This window comes from Nostoc sp. DSM 114160, from assembly GCF_053470305.1.
Window position 1 is genome coordinate 1518719 of the sequence record NZ_JBPFGO010000001.1, and the last position, 23640, is coordinate 1542358.

Genomic DNA, 23640 nt, shown 5'->3' on the forward strand with positions numbered 1-23640 from the left:
AAGGTTAAAGGGAAAAGGAATAAATTTAATCTTTCCCCTTTTCCCCTTACCCCTTTCCCTTTCCCCAATGCCCAATGCCCAATGCCCAATGCCCAATTATTAAACTCGACCTCGGAGAAACTGCGCCATTTCGTTAGGAGTTGGTGACATTTCCAAAGCAATTTCTTCAGTGATGCGTCCGTCTTGATAGAGATTCAGCAATGACTGATTCATCGTAATCATGCCGTCAAAGCTGGCTTGTTTCATCAGTTCGCCAATTTCATCATACTTACCATCTTTGATCCATTCTTTAATCGCCTCAGTATTGATCAGCACATCATGGAAAGCAGCCCGCTTACCGTCAGTAGTGCGACACAAACCTTGAGCAATTACTGCCACTAAAGACTCAGAAATCGCCACCCGCATTGCATCCTGTTCATCACCAGAATAGAGGTTGAGAATCCGCTCAATGGTTTTGACCGCACTATTGGTGTGCAAGGTTCCCATGACTAAGTGACCAGTTTGAGCAGCTTTTAGGGCGGTGTTAACAGTTTCCTTGTCCCGCATTTCCCCTACCAGAATCAAATCTGGGTCTTCCCGCAAAGCTGCTTTCAAAGCGTTGTCAAATTTTCGGGTATGCATTCCCACTTCCCGCTGTTTGACTAAGGACTTGCGGCTTTGATGGACAAATTCTATCGGGTCTTCAATGGTGATGATATGCTTGGCCATCTCCTTATTGATGTAGTCAATCATCGCTGCCATTGTGGTGGACTTACCAGAACCAGTGGGCCCTGTTACCAAAATCAAACCTTTATGGTGATGACAAATATCTCGAAAAACTGGAGGTAATCTCAACTGTTCCATAGTTAAGATTTTTAGCGGAATCAACCGCAACACCATTGCAGGCCCTTTGAGAGAGCCAAAAACATTAATCCGCACGCGAGCAAATTCGTATTGAGTTGCTCCGTCAAATTCTAAGGATTCTTCAAAGCGCTGAATTTCTCCCTCAGTCATCACCTCCCGCAACCAACTCATAAAAGTTTCTTTATCTGTTTCTGGATGATCTCCTGATTGAATTTCTCCTCGGCTGCGGAAGCGGGGTGGTTCACCCACACCCAAGTGCAAGTCAGAATATCCCTGATCGTAAGCTTCTCTGATTAACTTTTCTAAAGTTAGTTCTGGACTGCTGTTTTGAGGGCGAACTGAACTAGGTATTGGCGGTGGACTACCCGGACGATGACCTGCAACAGGCGGATTAGTAGTGCCCCTATCCATTGACATATCGAGTGTTTGTGTCATCTGTCGCTGCGTGCTAAAGGTTGGGGTTGGCGGTGGAGGCGGCGGCATTGGTGGTAAATTACGTCCGGCAGCAGAGTTAGAATTTAATGGAGAGTGTGATTCTGTCATATATCTTCACATTTGGCAGTTAAAAAGTTGAATCAACGAGAAGTAAAGTCACTTGCTTTGATGACTTTTGGAGAATGCTTGTCTGCAAGCCTTAGCGGTGATAGAAGGCGATTGAAACTCTAGAACCACGGTCAATCTATTTCATTCACCCAATTGGTATCTTTTATTTCCTAAGATTTCAATACTCAGAATATTTAGATAGATTATTTAACCTATCTAAACTGGTTTAACACACGCAAGTACTTAAAAGACCTCAGCAAACACACAGAGATTATAAAGTAATATTTAATGCTTTTGTTTGAAAATAAATATTCTCATGACTTAGATGAGAAATTTATCCCAGGCATAGGCACAAATTGCTAGCAATTAACAGTACAAATACTAGCAGTTCATCTATTTAGGCTGTCTAGGAATTATGAGAAAGACTACTAGTTTTTATAAGAAATGTTAAGTTGAATCGGAGCGATCGCTTGGGGATCGAGGTTTAAAGCTCATACCTTTTAGGTTCTATACCTGAAGGTAGATGCAGTCAACAAGTTTTTCTCATAGATAGAAAATTGACTTTATATCCATAATTGCAAAAAATTAACTGTAAACTTTAGTAACTAAATGCTCATTTTCCCAATTAGTTTTTATATACTGAATTTCACTGAGACAATTCAGTTTACTCGCAAAAAAGTGAGATATTACTGAAATTAAAATCTGTTGTGTATTTTGGGAGGAAAAGTCATGGTTTCTGCTCAAAGCTCTAATCAAGGAAAGACCTACTCCTTGTTGATGATTAAAAGCTTTTTAATATGGACTTTTACATTAGCAGTATGTTTGTTGGTTGTGGGTTTTCCACTAGTTGTCTTAATGGCTACGGTCGGATGTCTGTTGTCGATTATCTTGCAATCTGTGATGCCTGTTAGTGCGGTTTTGCTTGTAGCAGGTGCTCTAATAATGTTTAATGTCATGGCAGTTGTATTGGCTGCGGGTGTGCTAACTGTTAAGGGAGTTCATCCTAGTGAAGTTAAATGGTTAAGCTGGCTGCATGGAGAGGCAGACCAAATGCAGGCTACTGTTTACGCTGCTTGCCCTCTAACTTGTGAAATTAAATAGTTATTACAGGTTAATTAGACAAACAGTGCGTCTGCCCGGTTAAGCCGGGTTTTTTCATGGTTTTTATAACTTGGAATTTTAAATAGTCATTACAGCTTAATTAAACAAACAATGCATTTGCTCAGTTAAGCTGGTTTTTTTATATCTTGTGTGATTTATCCATTAATATTTATGGTTTATGTAAGGATTGACCGCCGACTATTGACCATAGACCATTGACTATAGACCATTTACTATAGATGGTAAATTACAGATAACTAATGACTATTCAAAAACGCGTTTGCATTATCTTAGGTACTCGCCCGGAAGCAATTAAACTCGCTCCAGTGATTCAGGTTTTCCAGAAGTCTTCAGAATTTCAGTTGCAAGTAATTCTAACTGGACAACATCGGGAGATGGTTGAGCAGGTTATGCAACTGTTTAATATCAAGTCGGATTATAACTTGGAAATTATGCAGGTTCAGCAATCTCTAAATGATATTACCTGCCGTAGTTTACAAGGGTTAGAAGCATTATTTAAGGCGGAAAAACCAGATTTAGTAATTGTACAGGGAGACACTACCACTGCTTTTGCCGCAGCTTTGGCAGCTTTTTATCAAAAAATTCCTATTGGTCATGTAGAAGCAGGGTTAAGAACTGATGATATCTTCAATCCTTACCCAGAAGAAGCTAATCGGCGATTGATTTCTCAAATTACTCAGTTGCACTTTGCGCCAACTCCTTGGGCTGTGGAAAATTTGCATCGTTCTGGTGTTTTGGGTGAAATCCACATGACAGGTAACACTGTAATTGATGCATTGTTAAATGTCGCTGCAACCCAAGTAGTTTGCGATGTCCCAGGCTTAGACTGGGAATCATATCGGGTTTTGTTAGCAACAGTTCATCGTCGGGAGAATTGGGGAGAACCTCTGTTAGCGATCGCTCAGGCGTTTTTACAAATTTTAGATAAGTTTCCTGATACAGCTTTACTGCTACCATTGCACCGCAATCCGACAGTGCGAGTCCCATTGCAGGAACTTTTAGGGAATCATCCCCGAATTTTCTTGACAGATCCTCTAGATTATGGAGATTTGGTGGGAGCAATTGGGCGATCGCATCTTTTACTCACTGACTCTGGTGGCTTGCAAGAAGAAGCTCCCAGCTTGGGAAAACCAGTACTAGTTTTGAGAGACACTACTGAAAGACCAGAGGCTGTGGTAGCTGGTACAGCTAAACTTGTTGGCACTACGACTGAGAACATTGTTGCAGCTGCTGCTGAGTTACTCAGTGACTCAGATGCTTATGCAGCGATGGCAAACGCAATCAATCCTTTTGGGGATGGTCATGCAGCAGAGCGCATTTTGCAGATTGTCCAAAATTACATTCATGGGTAAGCAAGTTCGTAGTAAGGACTTTAGTCCTTATTTCCTAAGCACTAAAGTGCTTACTACAAACCCTCAAAACTAGTTTGACAATATTTAGCCAAACCACGAGATTTTTCAAGGGTGGCTTCTGGTTAAACACCCAGAGCCGATCGAGTTTCGGGACCGACAACACCATCTACAAGTAGACCTTTGCTTTGCTGAAAGCTTCGGACTCGGCTAACAGTTTCTTGACCGTAAATTCCATCAATTCTAAGATTACCTAAAGCTGTTTGCACGTCTCTGACGAGCTGACCTTTTGAACCAGGAGTAAGAATCACCGAACCGCCAACACCACCGGGGTCTAGTCACAGGAAGATTGTTCGGTCTATCACCAATCCATCGGGCAAAAACGTATCTACCTGTAGAAAGTCTGGCAAAACCATTTTCATATCGTTCAATTGCTGGAAGTGTTGCGCCATTTGGTACACAGTCCACATACGAGTAGTTGCTGCTTGGGCCGGTACGGACACGCAAACAACTGCCGTTAGTCTTTACATAGGCAGCCGAACTTATTTGAATTTGGGTTACAACAGCGAATAATACACCGACACCAGCAAAAGTTAACCAAGCTGAAGATTTAAGCAGTTTTTTCCAATTGAATTGAGGTTGAGGAAGATGATATTTAGTGTTTCCAGATGCCTCTTCTTGAGCAATAAACATCTGGGAATAAGCAAGATATTCCATAATGCACTCCTTAATATGAAAAAATGAGTACTCGCAGAGAATTACTTAGTCGTTCTCTGTATTTATTCTTAGTATATTTTATATCACTGTATTTTCAGCGAAATTAATAAAAAATAAAATTAGTCAAAAGATTGCTGCAAAAATGCGATGTCTACGACGAGCTAAACCGTCGTAGACATCGCATTTTGAAAATAAATAAAATTTAGTTAAAGCTTTTTTACTTAATGACTTATCCCTGGTTACATCTAAATATGACCAACGTATTGTTCGATTCCAACTAAACTAGCAACCATAAAAGTTAACTCGTCTAAGTCTATTGGCTTGCATTGGTATATATCATAACCTGCTAATAATGCACGTTTATGATCATCCTCAAAAGTAGATGCTGTCAGAGCGATCGCTGGAATCTTTCTACCTCGCTTTGCTTCCAAATTTCTGACCTTCAAGAGTAGCGAGTAGCCATCTTCATCGGGTAAGCAAATGTCACTAATTAGGATGTCTGGTTTAAAAGATGACATTCTTTTGAGAGCCTCGTCTGCTGAAGCAGCTGCAATCACCTCTGCTCCTTCTAATTCAAAAAGGAAGGTAAGTAATATTCTTGTATCAGCATCATCATCAACAACGAGCAATCGCAGACCTTGAAAAGATATCGATTGATTAGACATTCTTCTTACCGCCCCATAGCTCAAAGACTTGAAGTAGCGATTGCATCAAGTACTACTTATTTGACGCTATTTGATGCATACTTTACTAAATCTTAAAGGAAGCAATTAGCAAACGTCTGTCCGGTGTCGGACATAGTAACTTAAAATAATTCATTAGCGATCGCGTCTTAGCTGATTCCCTAGCAACCGAGCAAATTCTTTTTGGATAACTCGATAACACTCGCAGCAAGTTGCTTCCAAATCCTCTCGGTTTATAATGCTAATTTGACCGCGTTGATAGCGAATCATTCCGGCTCGGCTCAGGGTGCTAGCCGCTACTGTCACACCAGAGCGCCTTACACCCAGCATCTGGGCGATAAATTCTTGCGTCAACGGAAATTCTTCTGATTCCAAACGGTCAGATACTGTGAGCAGCCAACGAGCCAGCCGTTCTTCTAGGGTATGAAGACGGTTGCAGGCACATGATTGTGTAAGTTCGGTATATATAGCTCGTACATAGCGCAGCAGCAACTTTTGAATAGCTCCGCCCTGATTGAACTCGGTTCTAAGTACATCTGCATCCATCTGCATTGCAGCGCCAGCAACTTGGACAAACGCTTTCGTGGTTGTTGTCTTGCCTCCTAAAATTACTGGGATACCTACCATGCCTTCATTGCTCACTATCCCAATTTCCACCGTCGAACCATCTTGCATAATAGTGACGATAGAAACCACTGCCTGTTGGGGAAAATAGACCTGTGTGACGGGTTCTCCTGGTTCGTAAAGAACTTGCCGAGTGGGAAGCGAAACTAACTTTAGGTGCGGAATAAGACGCTCATAATCACTGGTTGGCAAAGCCGCAAGTAACCTATTTACTTGCGGCTTAATTATGTTGTCGCTCACTGAACATTAATTAAAAGAGAAATTTGCTCAAAATACTTTAAATCAAGTTGCTTTTGCCAGTCTGTTCGGTTTCGCACACATAACTCAAAAAAATTTTTTGGCTCGGTTACTGGGCATGAAGCCCAGTAACCGAGCCAATTCATTTTGGATGACTCGATAACACTCGCAGGAAGTTGCTTCTAAATCCTCTCGGTTCAGGATGCTAATTTGACCGCGTTGGTAGGCAATCATTCCGGCTCGGCTGAGAGTGCTAGCTGCTACTGTCACGCCAGAACGACGTACACCTAACATCTGGGAGATAAATTCTTGCGTGAGGGGAAAATCTTCTGATTCGAGACGGTCAGAGACTGTAAGCAGCCAGCGAGCCAGCCGTTCTTCCAGTGTATGGAGACGGTTGCAGGCAGCACCTTGCGCCAGTTCAGAGTATACAGCTTGTACATAGCGCAGCAGCACGTTTTGAATAGCTCCGCCCCGATTGAACTCAGCTTTCAATACATCTGCATTGATTTGCATAGCAGCGCCCGAAATTTGCACAAAGGCTGTTGTGGTTGTGGTGTTGTCTCCTAAAATTACCGGGATACCCACCATGCCTTCATTACTTACTATCCCAACTTCCGCCGTTGAGCCATCTTTCATAGTGGTGACTATAGAAACTACTGCCTTATCAGGAAAATAGACCTGTGTGATTGGTTCGGCTGCTTCGTAAAGTATTTGCTGAACTTGGAGCGGAACTAGCTTTAGATAGGGGAAAAGACGCTGATAATCACTGTCTGACAAAGCTGCCAGCAGCTTATTTGGTCGTTGCTGAAAGAGATTTTGTTTTAATGGCATTAGAAGTCACTCTCCTTAAGGTAGGTGACTTTAGAAAAACCAACTCAGAGCATAAGGAAAGGACTTCTTGCAGAAGTGGGGGAAAGGAGAAGGGGGAAGGGGGAAATGGATGGAATTTTACCCTTCCCTTTACCCTTTAACCTTTCCCCGAAATCTTGGAAAAGGAACTTTTGCAAGATGTCTAAAGGATTAAGGTTCTGATCCTAATGTTAAAAGGTGTATTCTCTAAAGGAACACGGTGAACAATCTGGAAAATCTTAAAATAACACAGTTCTTGGAGTCTGTGCGGTTTCGTACATAGAAGCTCAAAAAAATTATTTTTTCCGTTTATTGGGCTTATTGCCCAATAAACGGACATATTCATCTTCTATAATCTGATAACATTCGCAGGAGGTTTTTTGTAAAGCCTCTCGATTCAAGATGTTAATATGACCACGGTAGTAGGTGATGATTCCGGCATTGCTGAGGATATTAGCTGCTTCAGTGACACCAACGCGACGTACACCTAGCATCTGTGCGATAAATTCCTGGGTGAGCGGAAATTCTTCTGATTCGAGACGATCAGAAACTGTTAGCAGCCAGCGAGCCAGCCGCCTCTCTAGCTTATGAAGACGGTTGCAGGCAGATCCTTGTGCTATTTGAGTGTATACACCTTGTACGTAGCGCAGTAACAGGCTTTGAAGGGCTGTACCCCGATTAAACTCACTTGTGAGTATATCCGCATCCATCTTCATCGCACTGTCTGGAATCTGCACTAATGCTGTTGTGGTTGGGATGTTGTCTCCTAAAATTACCGGGATACCCACCATGCCTTCATTACTCACTAAACCAGCTTCTACAGTTGAGCCATCTTCCATAGTGGTGATTATAGAAATCACTGCTTTATTAGGAAAATATACCTGTGCGATCGGTTCGCCTGGTTCGTAAAGTATTTGCCGATTTGAGAGCGGAACAAGTTTTAGATGAGAAGCAAGACGTTCATAATCACTGGCTGGCAAAGCTGCCAGCAGCTTATTTGCTGGTTGCTCAAGAATATTTGTGTCTAATGACATTGTGATTCTCCTGAATGTAGCCAATACGGTTCGGATAAGCATTTTTTACTTTACTTGTGGTTTGGGGAAAGGATGTATTAAAAACCTTTCACCTTTAACCGAACCGTATTGTGAATGTAGCCGTCCTTAGAAAAGACAACTCACGGCATAAGGAGAAAATTAAAAGTCTAGCCTTAATGTCAAAAGGTGTATTCCCTAAAAAAGTTCTAGTAAGGAACTGAGGTTTTTATACTTGTATCTATAATATAACAAAATGAGTTGTTTATAATAACAACAAATCCGAATACATTAACTTGATTGCATTTGCGATCGCATAATTAAATGAAATTATGTTCGCTAATCATATTGCTATAGATATGAGCATAGTTGGAAGCGATCGCAGTAAAAAATTCCTGATTATACAAGTCATTAAAACCTAAATCTTTTTCATTGCTACAAATGTTTTTAGTCCCAACTAGTCTTGGTATATTTTTATTATCTTAAAAAGAAGATACTTAGAAATAAGCAGATTAGTATGAATATTTATTAAGACTTCATCCTAGAAGAATCTTAAGATTTTTGACATACTACTGTAAGTCTACCGATTTATTGTACTATATACTCAGCCTAAAACAGTCTATTTCATAAATACTCAATAAAAGCAAGTATTTTCTACTACATATTTAAAATTTTTATTACCCAAAACTAACTTACTTATCTGGTTAATCTATGCAATAATAAACAGCTATATGCCTTAAATACAGTTTATATATCGATTTATAGTAGTATAGACTCTATATTCTCTGAAAAACTTATATTGGCTTAGTGCCAAATCCAGTATTGTTTGAAGCTAATTTACTTAAAAAATAATAATGCCCTTGACAAAATGCAAAATCTCTAACAAAAATATCACTGTTCAATCGAGTGAATAACAACGCGAAATATGAAGTATAACCAACTTGGTAAAAGTGACTTAAAAGTTTCCGAAATTTGTCTGGGCACTATGACTTATGGAAAGCAAAACACCATTGAAGAAGCCCACGAGCAGCTAGATTATGCTATTGCCCAAGGAGTCAACTTTATTGATGCAGCAGAGATGTACCCTGTCCCACCAAGTGGCGAAACTTATGGATTAACTGAAACTTACATTGGGAAATGGTTAAAGCGTCAACAAAGAGATCGAGTTATTATAGCTACTAAAATTGCTGGCCCTGGTCGAGGTTTTAAATGGGTACGTGGAGGAGCCAAAGCAATCGATCGTGATAATATCAAACAAGCTGTAGATGATAGTTTAAAAAGATTACAGACAGACTATATCGATTTGTATCAGATCCACTGGCCAGATCGCTACGTGCCACGATTTGGACAAACAGTCTTCGATCCGACTCAGGTGGGAGAAACGGTTCCCATTGCTGAACAGCTAGCAGTTTTTGACGATGTAATTAAGGCTGGTAAAATTCGCTATATCGGTTTGAGTAACGAAACCCCTTGGGGAGTTGCCCAATTTAGTAATGCTGCTAAACAATTAGGATTGCCCAAAGTTGTTTCGATTCAAAATGCTTACAACTTGCTAAATCGAGTATTTGATGGAGCCTTAGCAGAAGCAGTTTATTACGAAGAAATTGGGTTACTAGCTTATAGTCCTTTAGCATTTGGTTTCTTAACTGGCAAATATCTAAACGGCAAACCAGAGAAAACAAGAATCACTTTGTTTGAAAATTTCGGTCAGCGCTATCTGAAACCGAAAGTCAGTCAAGCCGTATCAGCTTATGTAGAAATTGCCAAGCGCCATCAATTAAGTCCAGCGCATCTGGCCTTAGCATTTGTGCGGAGTCGTTGGTTTGTGCCTAGCACAATTATTGGTGCTACGACACTGGAACAACTTAAAGAGAATTTAGAAAGTGTAAATGTAGTTCTCAACAAAGATATTTTGGAAGAGTTGGATATAGTTCATGCTCAGTCGCCAAACCCAGCACCATAAACAATTCAAAATTCAAAACTTGTACTGAGCTTGTCGAAGTATTCAAAATTCAAAATTCAAACATTTTAGATAGTTCGCCTCGTTACCAGGCTCCAGCCTGGTAAAGCCTTCCTAGAGCCTCTGGCTCTCACAGAGTAGAAGTAAAGATGCGCCATGTACTCTCTCTCAATTCTTAGATTCAAAACTAGATATTTAGTCGGTAAAATATGACTTTTACAGCAACATTAGTTGACCAAAATACTATTCGTCGTCGGGGTACTGGTTTAAGAGCTTACAATCCCGAAAAAGTATTTAAAGGATACACACTTTTCACACCTTTGACAGGTCAAGGTGAAGTCTACCTTCTCAACTTGGAAGGAGAAGTAGTACACCAGTGGAATCTGCCTTATCCACCAGGGTTATACGGTTATCTTTTGCCCAATGGCAACCTTTTTTATAATGGTAAAACTCCACCAGAAGAACCCCTACGTTTTGCTTTATGGGCTGCATTCAAAAGTGGCGTTGTTTTAGAAGCAGATCCCAAGGGAAATATTATCTGGGAATATAAGCATCCAGATCATCATCATGATGGACGCAGACTAGCTAATGGCAACACAATTCTACTCGCCATTGAAAAGATACCTGAGTCTTTGGTTCCCCGAATCAAAGGTGGCGTACCAGGTACAGAACCAGATGGTGATATCTATGCGGATGTGCTTTATGAGGTGACTCCAGCAGGTGAAATCGTTTGGACTTGGCACGCCCACGAACACCTCGATCCAGATATATTTACGATTACACCCCAAGATCATCGACACGAATGGACTCATGGGAATACTGTGGGTGAACTCGCTGATGGCAACATTATAGTGAGCTTTCGTAATATCTCCACAGTTGTCATTGTCGATCGCAAAACCGGAGAAATCATCTGGACGCTAGGCGATGACGTGCTAGCACAGCAGCACTTCCCGAACGAATTAGCTAACGGTAATATCTTGATTTTCGACAATGGCGCACATCGCCGTAACATCGCTCTCAATTTTTCCCGTGTGATTGAGGTGAACCGTCAAACCAAAGAAATAGTTTGGGAGTATACCGACAACCCGCCCCAAAATTTCTTTAGTGCATACATATCAGGAGCGCAACGTTTAGCTAATGGCAATACCTTAATTACAGAAGGTGCTTATGGTCGAATATTCGAGGTGACAGTTGCAGGAGAGATTGTTTGGGAATACATCAATCCCTACTTTGCATCTCGGAATATTCCAGGTGAGAAGTCGCCGGTAACTCGTGGAGAGCAAAATACAGTCTTCCGCGCCTTCCGTTATGCACCTGAAGAAGTGCCCTGGCTGTAGGGGGAGGCAGGGGGGCAGGGAGATGAGGGAGTGAAGGAGTGAGGGGACAAGGGGACAAGGAGATAAACAAAACTCCTAACTCCTAACTCCTAACTCTTGTACAGACGCGATTAATCGCGTCTCTACTCTTAACTCAGCACGGGCTAAACGCCCCGCTATGGCTAACAGCACTCAGCACTCCTAACGCCCAATGCCCATTTAAAATTTGAGATTTTGGATGAAAATTCAATTCTCAATGGCGATTAACAAGTTCTAATTTACCAAGGTACTTAAACATGGCCCAAATCAAAGTATACAGTGCAGTTGTTTGTCCTTATGCTCACCGTACCCGCTTGGTACTCCAAGAGAAGGGCATTGACTTCGATTTGATTGAGATTGATTTGCAGAATAAACCGGAAGGGTTTACCAAAGTTTCCCCTTATGGAAAAGTGCCTGCACTAACTCACGGCGATAACCGAGTTTGGGAGTCAGCGGTAATTAACGAATATCTTGATGAGGTATTTCCCAATCCGCCATTGTTACCCAGCAACCCCATTGATAGGGCACAAGCTCGCATCTGGATCGATTTTGCTAATACCAGATTCGTTCCCGCTTTTTCTACCCTGCTGCGGAGTTCAGATCCCGAAAAACAAGAAGAAGCGAAACAGGAACTATCTAAACATCTGGAATTCATTGAAAACGAAGGTTTAGCAAAGCTTTCTAAAGAAGGCCCTTACTGGTTTGGTGAATCTATTAGTTTGGTCGATTTCACTTACTTCCCTTGGTTTGAGCGTTGGGCTGCACTGAAGCAGTATCGCGGCTTTGGAGTGCCAGAGCAATTTACCCGTCTACGCCAATGGAAACGTGCTTTAAAAGAGCGTGAATCTGTGAAAGCGATCGCTCACTCTAAAGAATTCTACATCGAGCGATATGCTAAATTCGCTGCACCTACTCTCGCTGCTGTTTAAAGGTAATTTATAATACCAATTGGATTAATGATTGCAACACATCCTTGGGTAAAGTAAAGACGCGATGAATCGCGTCTCTACAAGTGGTCTATTTGTCGCATTCTTTTTTCTAATTGATATAACTATGTTTCAACTGGGAATTCAAACCCCACTTGAAACATAGAATTAAACTCTTGAAAATTACGAATTACAAATTACGACTTTACCGAAGTGAGCCGCACTTTTGAGGTAATGATAAGCCTCTCGTGCTTCATTGAAGGGGAAAACTCGATCGATAATTGGTTTAATTTGATGCTGTTGCATCGCCTGATTCATCGCCTCAAACATTTCCCGACTGCCGACATAAATTCCCTGAACTGTTAAACTCTTAAAAAGTATTGGCATGGGGTCAATTTCACTTCCTCTTCCTGACAATACGCCAATCAAACTAATACGTCCTCCAATGCGGACTGCTTGTAAGGATTTTGGTAGAGTACCTGCACCGCCTACCTCAACTACACGATCTACACCTGTGCGATTGGTTAATTGATAAACTTGCTTTTCCCAATCTGGTGTTGTTTTGTAGTTGATTGTCTCGTCAGCACCAAGCTGTTTCGCTCGTGCCAACTTCTCATCACTGCTAGAAGTAATAATCACTCTAGCGCCATGTATCTTGGCAAACTGGAGAGCAAAAATTGAAACTCCTCCAGTACCGAGTAATAAAACACTATCACCTGCACCAATATTACCTTTTGTCACTAGGCCGTGCCAAGCTGTGACTGCTGCACAGGGTAAAGTTGCGCCTTCAATATAGGATAAGTGGTCAGGTAATATTACTAAACCATCTTGGTGTAATAAGACATATTCAGCCAGCATTCCATCAATACCACCTCCCAAATCGGATTTCATTTTCTCTTTGGTTAAAGAGCCATAAATCCAGTCTTGAAAGAAAATACCAGCGACGCGATCGCCTATTTTCACCCGTGTCACACCTTCTCCCACCGCCACTACTTCTCCTGCACCGTCAGACATGGGAATTAACGGATATTTCTGTCCAGAACCGTAAGCTCCTTCAATCACCAGCAGATCGCGGTAATTTAAGGATGTTGCTTTGACTTGAATCAGAACTTGTCCAGCTGCGGGTTTTGCTTGGGGGCGATCGACTAATGCCAAAACATCAATCCCGGCGTTGCTTTGAATTTCGTAAGCTTTCATATGTCCTTACCCTAGCTACAACTTTGGTATTGTAGCTAGGGTAAAAAAGAATCTAGAGACGTAGCAAGTGCTACGCAATACTGCTCGCTTAACCCCTTCTCCCATATTGGGAGAAAGGGAACTGGAGGCTACAGAGAATCTATGAACTGCTGTACTTTTTCTAAAAGTGGCTGATATTCAATTTGCTCTGCTAACTCTTGGGCATTTTGATAGCACGATCGCGCCATTTTTTTGCGTTTTGTGGTGGCGTAAACACTTCCCATATTCAGCAAAGTTGAAATTTCTCCAAGATTATCGCCCAGTTCTTGATAAATCCCAATAGCTTGTTTGTAGAACTTCATTGCTTGGCGATGCTCTGCCAGGGTGCTGTAGGTAAAACCAATGTTATGAAGGGTTGTTGCTTCACCTGCGCGATCGCTAATTGCTCGACGTGTCAAAAGAACTTGATAGTAGAGCAATAGCGCTTGTTTCGGTTTTCCTAAATCATGATAGACAGAAGCAATATTGTTCAAGGTGGTTGCTTCTTGAAGCAGATTTTTCACGGCTCGTTGAATTGGCAGTGCTGCTTGAAAAAATTCTAGTGCTTGCTCAAACTTGCCTAAGACATTGTAGGCAAATCCAATACCATTGAGCGTTGTTGCTTCACCAGAAAAGTCACCTAACAATCGCCGCATCCTCAAAATTTGGTGTTGTAGCAACAGTGCGCGTTTCGGTTCTCCTAAGCGGGTATAAATTAGTGCGACATCATTAAGAGTAGAAACTTCACTTTGAGTATCTTGCGATCGCCTAAAGATTGGCAGTGCTTTGTCAAAATATTCCAACGCTTGCGAAAAGCGTCCAAGACGGCTGTAGGTAGAACCCAGATTGCTAAGTGCAGTTGCTTCTGCTGCCGTGTTGCCAATTTCAATAGCAACCGAAAGCGCCTGATGAAAACGCTCTAATGCTCTTTGAGGTTGCCAGCAACTGAGGTGAGCTAAACCGAGATCGTTTAATGTATAACCTTCTCTGGCTCGGTCTGGAATTGCTCTAGCCAGGTGTAAATTTTTGGTTGCAAGATCGAGAGACTCTTGAAATTTCCCCCGTTGGTAGTAGCGGTTTGCTTCATCACGACGTTGTTCCCATTCTTTGACTTGATTTAAAGGTTGCGTCATCTGACCTCAGTTGCATTCTGCGATAAGTAGGTAGAACATCTCTTGGGAATGAACCCCTCTTAGGTTTCCCAAATTTTAACCTCAATCTTCTATCTTTAGATATAAGACTTAAATAGATAAGTATGCTATTTTTTCATACTTACAGGAATATTTATGAAGCAATTAATACAAATGCTGTCGGGGCGCATAGAAGTGCATTGGTGTAAACTTAAGCCAAAACCCTTTTAAAATCTCGTTTTCAGCCTTTGGCTGGAAATGCTACTCCTAGCGGTGCCGCGAGTTGGGAGGCAAAGCCTCAATGAAGATTATTCCCAGTCTGAGACTGGGAAGGAGATAATCAGCTAAAAGCTTTTTTAGACTCTTGCCAAATTAAATTAAACAGTGGCAACATTTCTGGGTAGAAGACTGATATTTTTAAGATTGCAAAATGTAAAGGGGATCGTCCAAATCTTGAGGAATATCGAGTCTTAGTAGTAGTCTTGCGGTTTCTATCTCAGGCATGGTATCAGAGTAGGAAGATAAACGCTACTTTAAACAAGCGTGTTTTTTTCCAAACATTAATATAATGCTCTTACTATGAGCATCTACCAATCTCTGAAAAAATCTTATACACCAGATCGTCGGCGTGAAAATGACTGGCGGTTATTTTTGCGTTTGGTGCCTTATGCCCGTCGTAACGGACGGCTATTAGCGCTGTCGATGTGCCTACTCGTACCGCTCGCACTAGCTAATGCCTTACAACCTTTCTTGATTGGGCAAGTAATCTCCCTGATTCGTCATGAACCCAGCACTTACGAATTTTTTCGGAATCGTCCCTTCTCGCAAGGGCTGAATATCCTAGAGGGATTATTGGTAATTGCGATCGGCATCCAATTGCTGTTGACAGGTTTTCAAGGTTATATAGTCCAAAAGCTAGGGCAACAAATCACCGCCGCAATTCGCCAAGACTTATTTCAGCATGTAACATCTCTAGCAGTGCGCTTTTTTGACCGCACACCCGTAGGTAAATTAATTACCAGAATCACCAGCGATGTGGAAGTGTTAGGCGATGTCTTTTCGACTGGAGCAGTTGGCATCATATCCGATTTGTTTTTAATGCTGGTGACTTTGGGTTTAATGTTTTCCATCCAGTGGCAACTTTCTTGCTTGCTAATATTGATGCTGTTACCAACTAGCTGGGTAATTGTTTACATTCAAAAACAGTACCGCAAAGCCAATTACAAAGGGCGAGAAGAACTTTCGATCATGAATTCACAGCTACAAGAAAATGTGCTTGGGATTAACGTCGTGCAGTTGTTCCGTAGAGAAAAATTTAATGCCGAATTGTTTCGTGCGACAAACAACAACTACATTCAGCAAATGGATAAAACCATCTTTTATGATTCATTTGTTTCAGCAACCTTAGAATGGATTGGGCTGATTGCGATCGCAAGTGTTTTGTGCGTGGGTGGGTGGTTGCTGTTGGGAAAAAACTTGACTTTTGGGACTTTATCGACATTTGTATTGTATGCCCAGCGATTATTTGACCCTTTAAGGGCTTTTGCGGAAAAATTTACAGTAATTCAAGCTGGTTTTACTGCCATTGAACGCGTAGGCGATATATTAGATGAACCGATAGAAATTCGCGATCGCGCCAATGTCCGCTTCTCAATATTTGATGCGAAATTTGGCTACATAGATGAGATCGTCGCTAATCTAGAATCCCCAGACCTCACTTCCCCCCCAGAACTGGGAGAGATTCGCTTCGATCGTGTCTGGTTTGCTTACAAAAATGATGATTACGTAATTAAAGACTTAGATTTTACCATTCATCCTGGTGAAAAAGTGGCATTAGTCGGCCCTACAGGTGCGGGTAAAACTTCGATCATCCGTCTTTTGTGCCGCCTTTACGAACCCACCCAAGGACGCATTCTCATAGATGGGGTAGATATTCGGGAAGTACCCCAAGCAGAACTGCGGCGCTACATGGCAGTAATTTTACAAGAAGGCTTTTTGTTTGCAGGCGATGTTAAAAGCAACATCTCTTTAGGAGATGGCTACACCATTGAGCAGATTCAACAAGCAGCCGAAGAAACCAACATTGCCCAGTTTATAGAAGAATTACCCCAAGGTTATGATACTCAACTTCGAGAACGGGGCACAAATATTTCTAGTGGTCAAAAGCAACTTTTAGCCTTTGCGCGGGCTGCCATTCGCAATCCCCAAATTTTGGTACTAGATGAGGCTACCGCTAGTTTGGATGTTGGTACAGAAGCTTCAGTTCAAGAGGCATTAAACCAGCTTTTGCATAGACGTACTGCCATTATTATCGCTCACCGCTTGTCTACGATTCGCAATGTAGACCGGATTTTTGTTCTCAAGCGTGGCGAATTAATCGAACAGGGAAGTCACGAGCAACTACTGCAACAAGGAGGGCTTTATGCCACTTTACATAACTTGCAGATGTTGGGGAGTTAGGATATTTTATAATCCCAAAGTGGAAAAGAGCGATCGCTACGTTCGCCGCAGGCATTGCCTAAAATGATACTGTTATTGAAAGTGCGATCGCACAAAATAATACCAATTTGAAAAAAGAATGCGACAAATAGATCATTTGTAGAGACGCGATTCATCGCGTCTGATTCATCGCGTCTGATTCATCACGTCTTCAACCAAGGATGTGTTGCAATCATTAATTGAATTGGTATAAATAGGTCGTTGCTATTACTAAATTTTATTAAGAATCCATTTCGGTTAAGTGTAAAAAGCTCAGAGAAAAAGGAAAGAAAAAACCTTTAACCCTTACCCTTTTCCCTTTTCCAAAACCCGATTCCGAATTAAAAATGCACAAAGCGAGAAGTATTCATACCCATCTGACCTACCACTCTTGGCGCATCGACCCGCAAACTCATCTGTTCACAACGCACAGTTAACCAAGGTTGACCTAAACCTATTCCAAAGAAAGGACTTTCGGCGGGGATTTCTAACTTAGAACCAATCAAACCCAACACAGACTCAACTTCAGCAGGGAATATCAGTAAATCACTATCCTTGGCGCTGAAAGCAGAGGCACTTAACCACTGTCTCCATGCCAAGCTTTGTTGATTATAGTTAAGACTACACAGCTTCCGATTTTCCTGATGCACAGTAACATACTTTCCTTGTTCCCAGGTAAACTTAGCTAATTCCTTTGGTAGCCCCCAAATTTCTCGACCGCCAGCCACCGAATCAGCATTATCTACATAAATATGGGAAACCCAAGCGCCGATTTTCTTCTGGTAATTAACCAAAGCTGGGACAACAATTAACTCACTATACTCCAATACTGAGCCTGACCCGTAATTAGATAAATACACGCTACCAAGGGTTTTACCAGGCCATACAGAAATAATTTCTAACTCTAAGGGAATTAAAGGGCGCACTTGGTCAATATTTACCAAATGCAGAGTTTGGATGGCATAACCTTGGAGTATCCAAGGTGCTTGTGGATATGACATAAGGAAGTTAGGAGTTGAGAGTGAGGAGTTAGGAATAAAGAGAGTTAGGAGTTGACAGTGAGGAGTTAGGAATAAAGTTAAGAATTAAGATCGAGAGTTACCAATATTAGTTCTACTCTAACTCCAAACTCCAAACTCCAAACTCCTAACTTCTAACCTCTAACTCCTGAAAAAAAATCCCCACCCAGGCATTTGCCTGAATGGGTAATATGAGGTCGAACAAAACAATCTTCTCAAAAGAAAGTAGAGGAATTATTTGCTCTCTGTAAAATCAGCGTCAATCACATCGTCGCCGTTACTAGAACTAGAGGAACTGCTACTATCTTGAGGTTCGCCACCAGATGTAGCACCGGCACCAGCGCCAGCACTGGCACTAGCACCAGCTTGTTGATAGATGTTGCTACCAACAGCGAATAACGCTTGTTGCAATTCTGGGGTGAGCTTTTTGATTTGCTCATCGTCTTCTTTAGCAACTGCTTCGCGCAATTCTTTCACCAAACCTTCGACTTTAGTCTTGTCAGCATCGGGAACTTTATCGCCCAATTCTTGTAACTGCTTTTCAGCTTGGTATGCTAAGGAGTCGGCTTGGTTCTTGCGTTCAATCTTCTCACGCCGTTCTTTGTCAGATGAAGCATTTTGTTCAGCTTCTCTTACCATGCGGTCAACGTCATTTTTATCCAGGGTAGAAGCGCCAGTTATGCTGATGGACTGTTCTTTACCAGTACCTTTGTCCTTAGCGGTGACGTTAAGGATACCGTTAGCGTCAATATCGAACACCACTTCAATTTGAGGAACGCCACGTGGTGCAGGAGGAATACCATCAAGGCGGAAGGTTCCCAAACTCTTGTTATCGTTAGAGAATTCGCGTTCACCTTGGAGGACGTGAATTTCTACGTTGGTTTGTCCATCCACAGCAGTGGAGAAGACTTCCGATTTCTTGGTGGGAATTGTGGTGTTGCGGGGGATAATTTTGGTCATCACGCCGCCCAATGTTTCCACACCCAAAGATAGGGGTGTCACGTCTAACAACAAGATGCCAGTTACATCACCAGCCAGTACTCCGGCTTGAATGGCTGCACCAACTGCTACAACTTCATCAGGGTTCACGCTTTGATTGGGGTCTTTACCCAATACCTGCTTCACAATCTGTTGGACTGCGGGAATCCGTGTAGAACCACCAACTAACACCACTTCATCAATATCGCCTTTGTTTAACTTGGCATCCCGAAGGGCGTTTTCCACAGGAATACGGCAACGGTCGATTAAGTCAGAACAAAGTTCTTCAAACTGAGCGCGAGTCAGGGTTGTATCCAGGTGCTTGGGCCCATCCTGGGTAGCGGTGATAAATGGTAGGTTAATTTCTGCTTGGCTGACACTAGAAAGCTCAATTTTCGCTTTTTCTGCGGCTTCCGTTAGACGTTGTAAAGCTTGCTTGTCTTTCCGCAGGTCAATACCTTCGGCTTTCTTGAACTTCTCAGCTAAGAAATCAACTATTTTTTTGTCAAAGTCGTCACCACCAAGGTGGGTATCACCAGATGTAGCTAGTACTTCAAAAACTCCGTCTCCTACTTCCAGCACGGATACGTCGAAAGTACCACCACCAAGGTCAAATACTAGGATGGTTTCGTTACTCTTCTTGTCAAATCCATAAGCCAGAGAAGCAGCGGTAGGCTCGTTGATAATCCGCAGAACTTCAATCCCGGCAATTTTCCCTGCGTCTTTTGTTGCTTGCCGTTGCGAGTCATTGAAGTATGCAGGAACAGTGATGACAGCTTGGGTTACAGTTTCACCCAGGTATTTGCTGGCATCTTCAACCAGTTTGCGGAGAACTTGTGCAGAAATTTCTTCTGGAGCAAATTGCTTACCAGCGCCTGGAGAGTCTAGCTTGACATTGCCGCCGCTACTCAGGACTTTATAAGAAACTTCAGTAGTCTCCTTTGTAACTTCGTCAAAGCGGCGTCCAATAAAGCGCTTGACAGAGTAAAACGTGTTTTCGGGGTTCATTACCGCTTGACGTTTGGCGATTTGACCAACCAAGCGATCGCCATTTTTCGCAAACGCAACTACTGATGGCGTTGTCCGAAAACCTTCAGCATTAGCAATTACTGTGGGTTTACCACCTTCCATCACTGCTACGCAGGAGTTCGTTGTTCCTAAGTCAATTCCAACTACTTTTGCCATTTTAGGTGCTGGCTCCGTATAACTACAAATGAATGAATGAGAATATAAAGCACTAAATTTTGAACCAACAGGGTCAAGAAATCAGCCAGTTCAGCATGAATACCTTTAATTTGGCTTTCCTGGGGTTAAAACTCCAGACTATGCTGATATATATACTGAAGCTTAGTGGTAGCCAGTCCATGAAGGGTGGTTTCCCGAACCTTGCTTGGGACGGTTAAACTAACTAAATTTTGTTTTTAGTTGGTTCATGGATTAATTTGTCTTCACTCTGTCTAATGTAGAAGAATTAATACTTTCAGTAATTAGGGTGAACCGTAACGTCCGAGTGGTGTTTGCCGTCTTTTGAGGCAATAAACTATAGAAGCAGTAAGGGTTGGGGATTGGGTATGGGGCATTGAAAAGAGGCAGAGGGGCAGGGGAGCAGGGGAGCATACTTCGACTGCGCTCAGTAACCGGGGGAGCAGGTGATCGCTGAGCGTAGCCGAAGTGGGAGCAGGGGAGAAATAATAACTCCTAACTCAGCACTCACCACTCATCACTCATCACTCATCACTCAGCACTCAGCACTCAGCACTAATCACTCAGTAGTTACTCAATCTCAGAAAAAAGAGTTTCCCAGTCAATCACAGGCGGTCTTTGTCCTTGGTTGACTATTTCAAAAATTTTCCTAGAGCTATTTGGCTGAAAAAGGCATTCTACACAAGCGTTTGCAACGTCAATCCGGCTGGCATCACCCGAAAGCGTATCACCAGTGCCTATGACCACACCGTATTTACCCCCAGTTTTTGCCTTCAGGAGGGTGTTGAGGTCGTATGAGGTATAGGGGCCGTCAATAAGGCGTCCTGGGCGGATAATGGTGTAGGGTAATCCTGAATTAATAATGGACTCTTCGCCTTTTTGTTTGGCATCCAACACGCCAAAACTATTAAGAATACTAAAAGGAAACTGATTTTTACGGAGAATTCCACAAGAAGAGATGAAAACGAATCGCTTCAAATTCTGGGGTGCTGCTGTTACTAGATTGCTGACACCTTGAGCATCAATCTTTGTCGGACTATTCTTTGCTTTTGCTTCACTAGATTTGGGATTAAAGAAAATAATTCCCCATTCAATCAAGTTCGGGGTTTCGTCAAACTCCCATCGCGCAGAGGGAAAGGCAGTGGTTCCGGTACAATTTATGATGTGGGTAACACCTGGCATTGCTGCTGGCAGTGTAGCTGGCTGACGGATGTCACCAACGGCAATTTCCACTTTTTGGTTAAACATCTCTTCAGCTTTTGCAGCATTGCGTGTCAGAACGCGAACTTTTAAACCCTTTTCGAGTAACTTGCCTACTACTAATTGCCCGACTCCACCTGTAGCACCAGCAACTAGTACCAAATCTTTAGCTGAATCAAAAGAAGTCATAAAGTGCCCTTGAGATAGTCTATTGTTAATCTACTAAAAAAAATGCGATGTCTACGATGAGCTACGCCTAACCACATCGCCAAAATAGAACGAGATTGAAGATTTTGCTAATGGTTATTGACTCTGTCGCTTTCAGGTTGATAAGTGGGAATTTTAGGAAAAGGGCAAATTCCCTAGAACTGAATTAGCACAGTAGTCAGCACTTGAGGTTTTGAGCAAGCAATGAAAATTAGTCAAAAATTAATTTTAGGTATTCTAGGAATGGCTATTCTCTCAGGAATAATTGGTGCGATTAGTGCTAATCAACAATTGAATATAGCTAAATATCTTGCTCAACAAGAGGCCGAAGAAGTTGCTGGACTACTGGGATATTTCGTCAGCCATGAGCTTGAAAACCACAAAATGCGATCGCAAGATCGGATGCTAGCCCAACTGCAAGAGCATGTTCAATCGCTACACAAGCAACGTCAGCGCGATTTGGAGATTGTAGACCGCAATAAAATCATTCTAGCAGATGTAGTTACGGAAGATATCGGTACGCGATTAGACCACGATCGCAATAATGAAGTTGGTAAAACTATTCACGATGGTGTACCCAGAACTTATATTGAGTCCAGTCCTGAATACCCAAATGGAATTCAATTGATTGCCGTTCCTTTTAAAACTAGCAACGGTGAAACAATGGGTGCAGTAATTTTGGAATATACACCACTTTATAAAGCAGCACTAGCAACAGCCCATAAAAATATTGTTGTCACGTCGTTTATTAGTTTGGGATGTGGCATCTCTGCACTAGTAGTAGGTTATCTGCTCTCCAGAAGCATCTCAAAACCGATTAAGCAACTTCAGGAAGCTGTGATGAATCTGGCTAAAGGTAAGCTGGATACCAGAGTTAATATTCGCTCCCAGGATGAGATTGGCGAGTTAGCTACCTCGTTCAACAAAATGGCAGACGATCTCCAATATTCTAGAGATGAGTTGGTCAATGCTAACGAACAATTACGAGACGAAATTAGGGAGCGCTTACAGACAGAAGCAGAACTTCAGCAAGTTCTCAAAGACCTGAAAAAAACCCAAATTCAATTAATTCAATCGGAAAAAATGTCGAGTCTGGGTCAACTAGTGGCGGGAGTTGCCCATGAAATCAACAATCCAGTTAATTTTATCTACGGCAACTTGCAACACACTGATGATTACACTCAACAGTTGCTGCTGTTAATTAAGCTTTATCAAAATCACTATCCTAACCCAGAGCCAGAAATCAAAAATGCTAACGAAGAAGCAGATATTGAGTACCTAACAGAAGATTTGCCTAAAATGTTAACCTCAATGAAGATGGGGGCTAAACGCATTCGGGAAATTGTTCTCAGTCTCCGAATTTTCTCTCGTTTGGATGAAGCTGAGTTCAAAACGGCCGATCTGCATGAAGGAATCGACAGTACTCTGTTAATTTTACAACACCGACTCAAGGCACAAAATAATCGCCCTGAAATTCAAGTGGTTAAAGAATATGGTGAAATACCTCAAATCCAGTGTTTTGCAGGGCAAATGAATCAGGTATTTATGAACATCTTAACAAATGCAATTGATGCCTTAGAAGATTGTTTCCCAAAAGAACTTTGTCCAAATCCCTTGATTCGCATTTCGTCTGAACAGGTAAATGAAAATGTAATTATTCGGATTGCTGATAATGGAGTAGGAATTCCAGAAGAAATCCAGTCGCGTTTATTTGATCCTTTTTTCACAACGAAACCAGTTGGGAGGGGGACTGGTATGGGTTTATCAATAAGTTACCAGATAATTACTGACAAGCATGGTGGATCTTTGCAATGTATTTCATCACCGGGACAAGGTGCAGAGTTTGTAATTACAATCCCAATTCGAGTAGGGAAACCAGCACAATCATCAATTTGCGATCGCCACACCTATCGGTAAAAGTCAGTGCCAATGTTTTTCAGCCTCTAAGTGCGTAAGCATAGCCCGTCA

The 23640-nt window shown here is 42.0% G+C and carries 20 protein-coding genes; 7 read left to right on the forward strand and 13 right to left on the reverse strand.

All coding sequences use genetic code 11. The annotated features are described in order from the left end of the window. Nucleotides 1-99 precede the first annotated feature (99 nt). Nucleotides 100-1386: a type IV pilus twitching motility protein PilT gene (locus NSTCB13_RS07210; RefSeq protein ID WP_448271802.1), complete on the reverse strand. Its 1287-nt coding sequence runs from the start codon at nucleotides 1384-1386 to the stop codon at nucleotides 100-102. A 729-nt stretch (nucleotides 1387-2115) separates the two neighbouring features. Between NSTCB13_RS07210 and NSTCB13_RS07215 the strand changes: the two genes are divergently transcribed. Together NSTCB13_RS07215 and wecB are read left to right on the forward strand one after the other, a co-directional pair. Next, complete coding sequence (locus NSTCB13_RS07215; protein ID WP_094349008.1) at nucleotides 2116-2487, forward strand: hypothetical protein; 372 nt, start codon at nucleotides 2116-2118, stop codon at nucleotides 2485-2487. 260 nt (nucleotides 2488-2747) lie between these two features. Further along, nucleotides 2748-3860, forward strand: a complete 1113-nt coding sequence (gene wecB / locus NSTCB13_RS07220; RefSeq protein WP_448271803.1) for a non-hydrolyzing UDP-N-acetylglucosamine 2-epimerase — start codon at nucleotides 2748-2750, stop codon at nucleotides 3858-3860. Nucleotides 3861-3982: 122 nt separating this feature from the next. Here the strand turns inward: wecB and NSTCB13_RS07225 are convergent, their stop codons facing one another. The 6 genes from NSTCB13_RS07225 to NSTCB13_RS07250 form a co-directional block, all read right to left on the reverse strand. Beyond that, on the reverse strand, nucleotides 3983-4126 hold the full coding sequence (locus NSTCB13_RS07225) for a peptidoglycan-binding domain-containing protein (RefSeq protein ID WP_448271804.1): 144 nt from the start codon (nucleotides 4124-4126) through the stop codon (nucleotides 3983-3985). Beyond that, on the reverse strand, nucleotides 4107-4574 hold the full coding sequence (locus NSTCB13_RS07230; RefSeq protein WP_448271805.1) for a hypothetical protein: 468 nt from the start codon (nucleotides 4572-4574) through the stop codon (nucleotides 4107-4109). Before NSTCB13_RS07230 ends, NSTCB13_RS07225 begins: the two co-directional genes overlap by 20 nt. A 245-nt stretch (nucleotides 4575-4819) precedes the next feature. After that, nucleotides 4820-5239 carry a response regulator gene (locus NSTCB13_RS07235; RefSeq protein ID WP_448271806.1) on the reverse strand — a complete coding sequence of 140 codons (420 nt, stop codon included), beginning with the start codon at nucleotides 5237-5239 and terminating at the stop codon, nucleotides 4820-4822. A gap of 153 nt (nucleotides 5240-5392) precedes the next feature. Beyond that, nucleotides 5393-6121, reverse strand: a complete 729-nt coding sequence (locus tag NSTCB13_RS07240) for a Crp/Fnr family transcriptional regulator (RefSeq protein WP_448271807.1) — start codon at nucleotides 6119-6121, stop codon at nucleotides 5393-5395. Nucleotides 6122-6205: 84 nt separating this feature from the next. Further along, nucleotides 6206-6952, reverse strand: coding sequence for a Crp/Fnr family transcriptional regulator (locus tag NSTCB13_RS07245; protein ID WP_448271808.1), 747 nt, complete (start codon nucleotides 6950-6952; stop codon nucleotides 6206-6208). A gap of 314 nt (nucleotides 6953-7266) precedes the next feature. Next, nucleotides 7267-8004 (reverse strand): Crp/Fnr family transcriptional regulator, encoded by a 738-nt coding sequence (locus tag NSTCB13_RS07250; RefSeq protein ID WP_445628946.1) that lies wholly within the window; start codon nucleotides 8002-8004, stop codon nucleotides 7267-7269. Nucleotides 8005-8926: 922 nt separating this feature from the next. Between NSTCB13_RS07250 and NSTCB13_RS07255 the strand changes: the two genes are divergently transcribed. From NSTCB13_RS07255 to NSTCB13_RS07265, 3 genes are all read left to right on the forward strand, one after another. Beyond that, nucleotides 8927-9964 carry an NADP(H)-dependent aldo-keto reductase gene (locus NSTCB13_RS07255; RefSeq protein ID WP_448271809.1) on the forward strand — a complete coding sequence of 346 codons (1038 nt, stop codon included), beginning with the start codon at nucleotides 8927-8929 and terminating at the stop codon, nucleotides 9962-9964. A 206-nt stretch (nucleotides 9965-10170) separates the two neighbouring features. Continuing rightward, complete coding sequence (locus tag NSTCB13_RS07260) at nucleotides 10171-11298, forward strand: aryl-sulfate sulfotransferase (protein ID WP_448271810.1); 1128 nt, start codon at nucleotides 10171-10173, stop codon at nucleotides 11296-11298. Between the two features lie 275 nt (nucleotides 11299-11573). Further along, nucleotides 11574-12245 (forward strand): glutathione S-transferase family protein, encoded by a 672-nt coding sequence (locus NSTCB13_RS07265; protein WP_448271811.1) that lies wholly within the window; start codon nucleotides 11574-11576, stop codon nucleotides 12243-12245. A 180-nt stretch (nucleotides 12246-12425) separates the two neighbouring features. On the opposite strand, the gene NSTCB13_RS07270 is transcribed toward NSTCB13_RS07265, so the two are convergent. Together NSTCB13_RS07270 and NSTCB13_RS07275 are read right to left on the reverse strand one after the other, a co-directional pair. Then, on the reverse strand, nucleotides 12426-13439 hold the full coding sequence (locus tag NSTCB13_RS07270; RefSeq protein ID WP_448271812.1) for a zinc-dependent alcohol dehydrogenase family protein: 1014 nt from the start codon (nucleotides 13437-13439) through the stop codon (nucleotides 12426-12428). A 128-nt stretch (nucleotides 13440-13567) separates the two neighbouring features. Then, complete coding sequence (locus tag NSTCB13_RS07275) at nucleotides 13568-14590, reverse strand: tetratricopeptide repeat protein (RefSeq protein ID WP_448271814.1); 1023 nt, start codon at nucleotides 14588-14590, stop codon at nucleotides 13568-13570. 576 nt (nucleotides 14591-15166) lie between these two features. Here NSTCB13_RS07275 and NSTCB13_RS07280 point away from each other — a divergent pair. After that, the gene (locus tag NSTCB13_RS07280) at nucleotides 15167-17047 is read left to right on the forward strand and encodes an ABC transporter ATP-binding protein (protein ID WP_445628952.1); all 1881 of its coding nucleotides are present in this window, start codon (nucleotides 15167-15169) and stop codon (nucleotides 17045-17047) included. On the opposite strand, the gene NSTCB13_RS07285 is transcribed toward NSTCB13_RS07280, so the two are convergent. The 4 genes from NSTCB13_RS07285 to NSTCB13_RS07300 all read right to left on the reverse strand — a co-directional run bounded on the left by NSTCB13_RS07285 (nucleotide 17044) and on the right by NSTCB13_RS07300 (nucleotide 21654). After that, a complete protein-coding gene (locus NSTCB13_RS07285; RefSeq protein ID WP_448271815.1) occupies nucleotides 17044-17202 on the reverse strand; it encodes a hypothetical protein in 159 nt (52 codons plus the stop codon). The genes NSTCB13_RS07280 and NSTCB13_RS07285 overlap by 4 nt on opposite strands. A 204-nt stretch (nucleotides 17203-17406) precedes the next feature. Next, nucleotides 17407-18066, reverse strand: a complete 660-nt coding sequence (locus tag NSTCB13_RS07290) for an acetoacetate decarboxylase family protein (protein WP_448271816.1) — start codon at nucleotides 18064-18066, stop codon at nucleotides 17407-17409. Between the two features lie 252 nt (nucleotides 18067-18318). Beyond that, nucleotides 18319-20247: a molecular chaperone DnaK gene (dnaK, locus tag NSTCB13_RS07295; protein ID WP_445628954.1), complete on the reverse strand. Its 1929-nt coding sequence runs from the start codon at nucleotides 20245-20247 to the stop codon at nucleotides 18319-18321. 588 nt (nucleotides 20248-20835) lie between these two features. Then, on the reverse strand, nucleotides 20836-21654 hold the full coding sequence (locus NSTCB13_RS07300; RefSeq protein ID WP_445628955.1) for an SDR family oxidoreductase: 819 nt from the start codon (nucleotides 21652-21654) through the stop codon (nucleotides 20836-20838). Between the two features lie 222 nt (nucleotides 21655-21876). On the opposite strand from NSTCB13_RS07300, the gene NSTCB13_RS07305 reads away from it, so the two are divergent. Beyond that, nucleotides 21877-23589, forward strand: a complete 1713-nt coding sequence (locus tag NSTCB13_RS07305) for an ATP-binding protein (RefSeq protein ID WP_448271817.1) — start codon at nucleotides 21877-21879, stop codon at nucleotides 23587-23589. The last annotated feature ends 51 nt before the right edge of the window (nucleotides 23590-23640 follow it).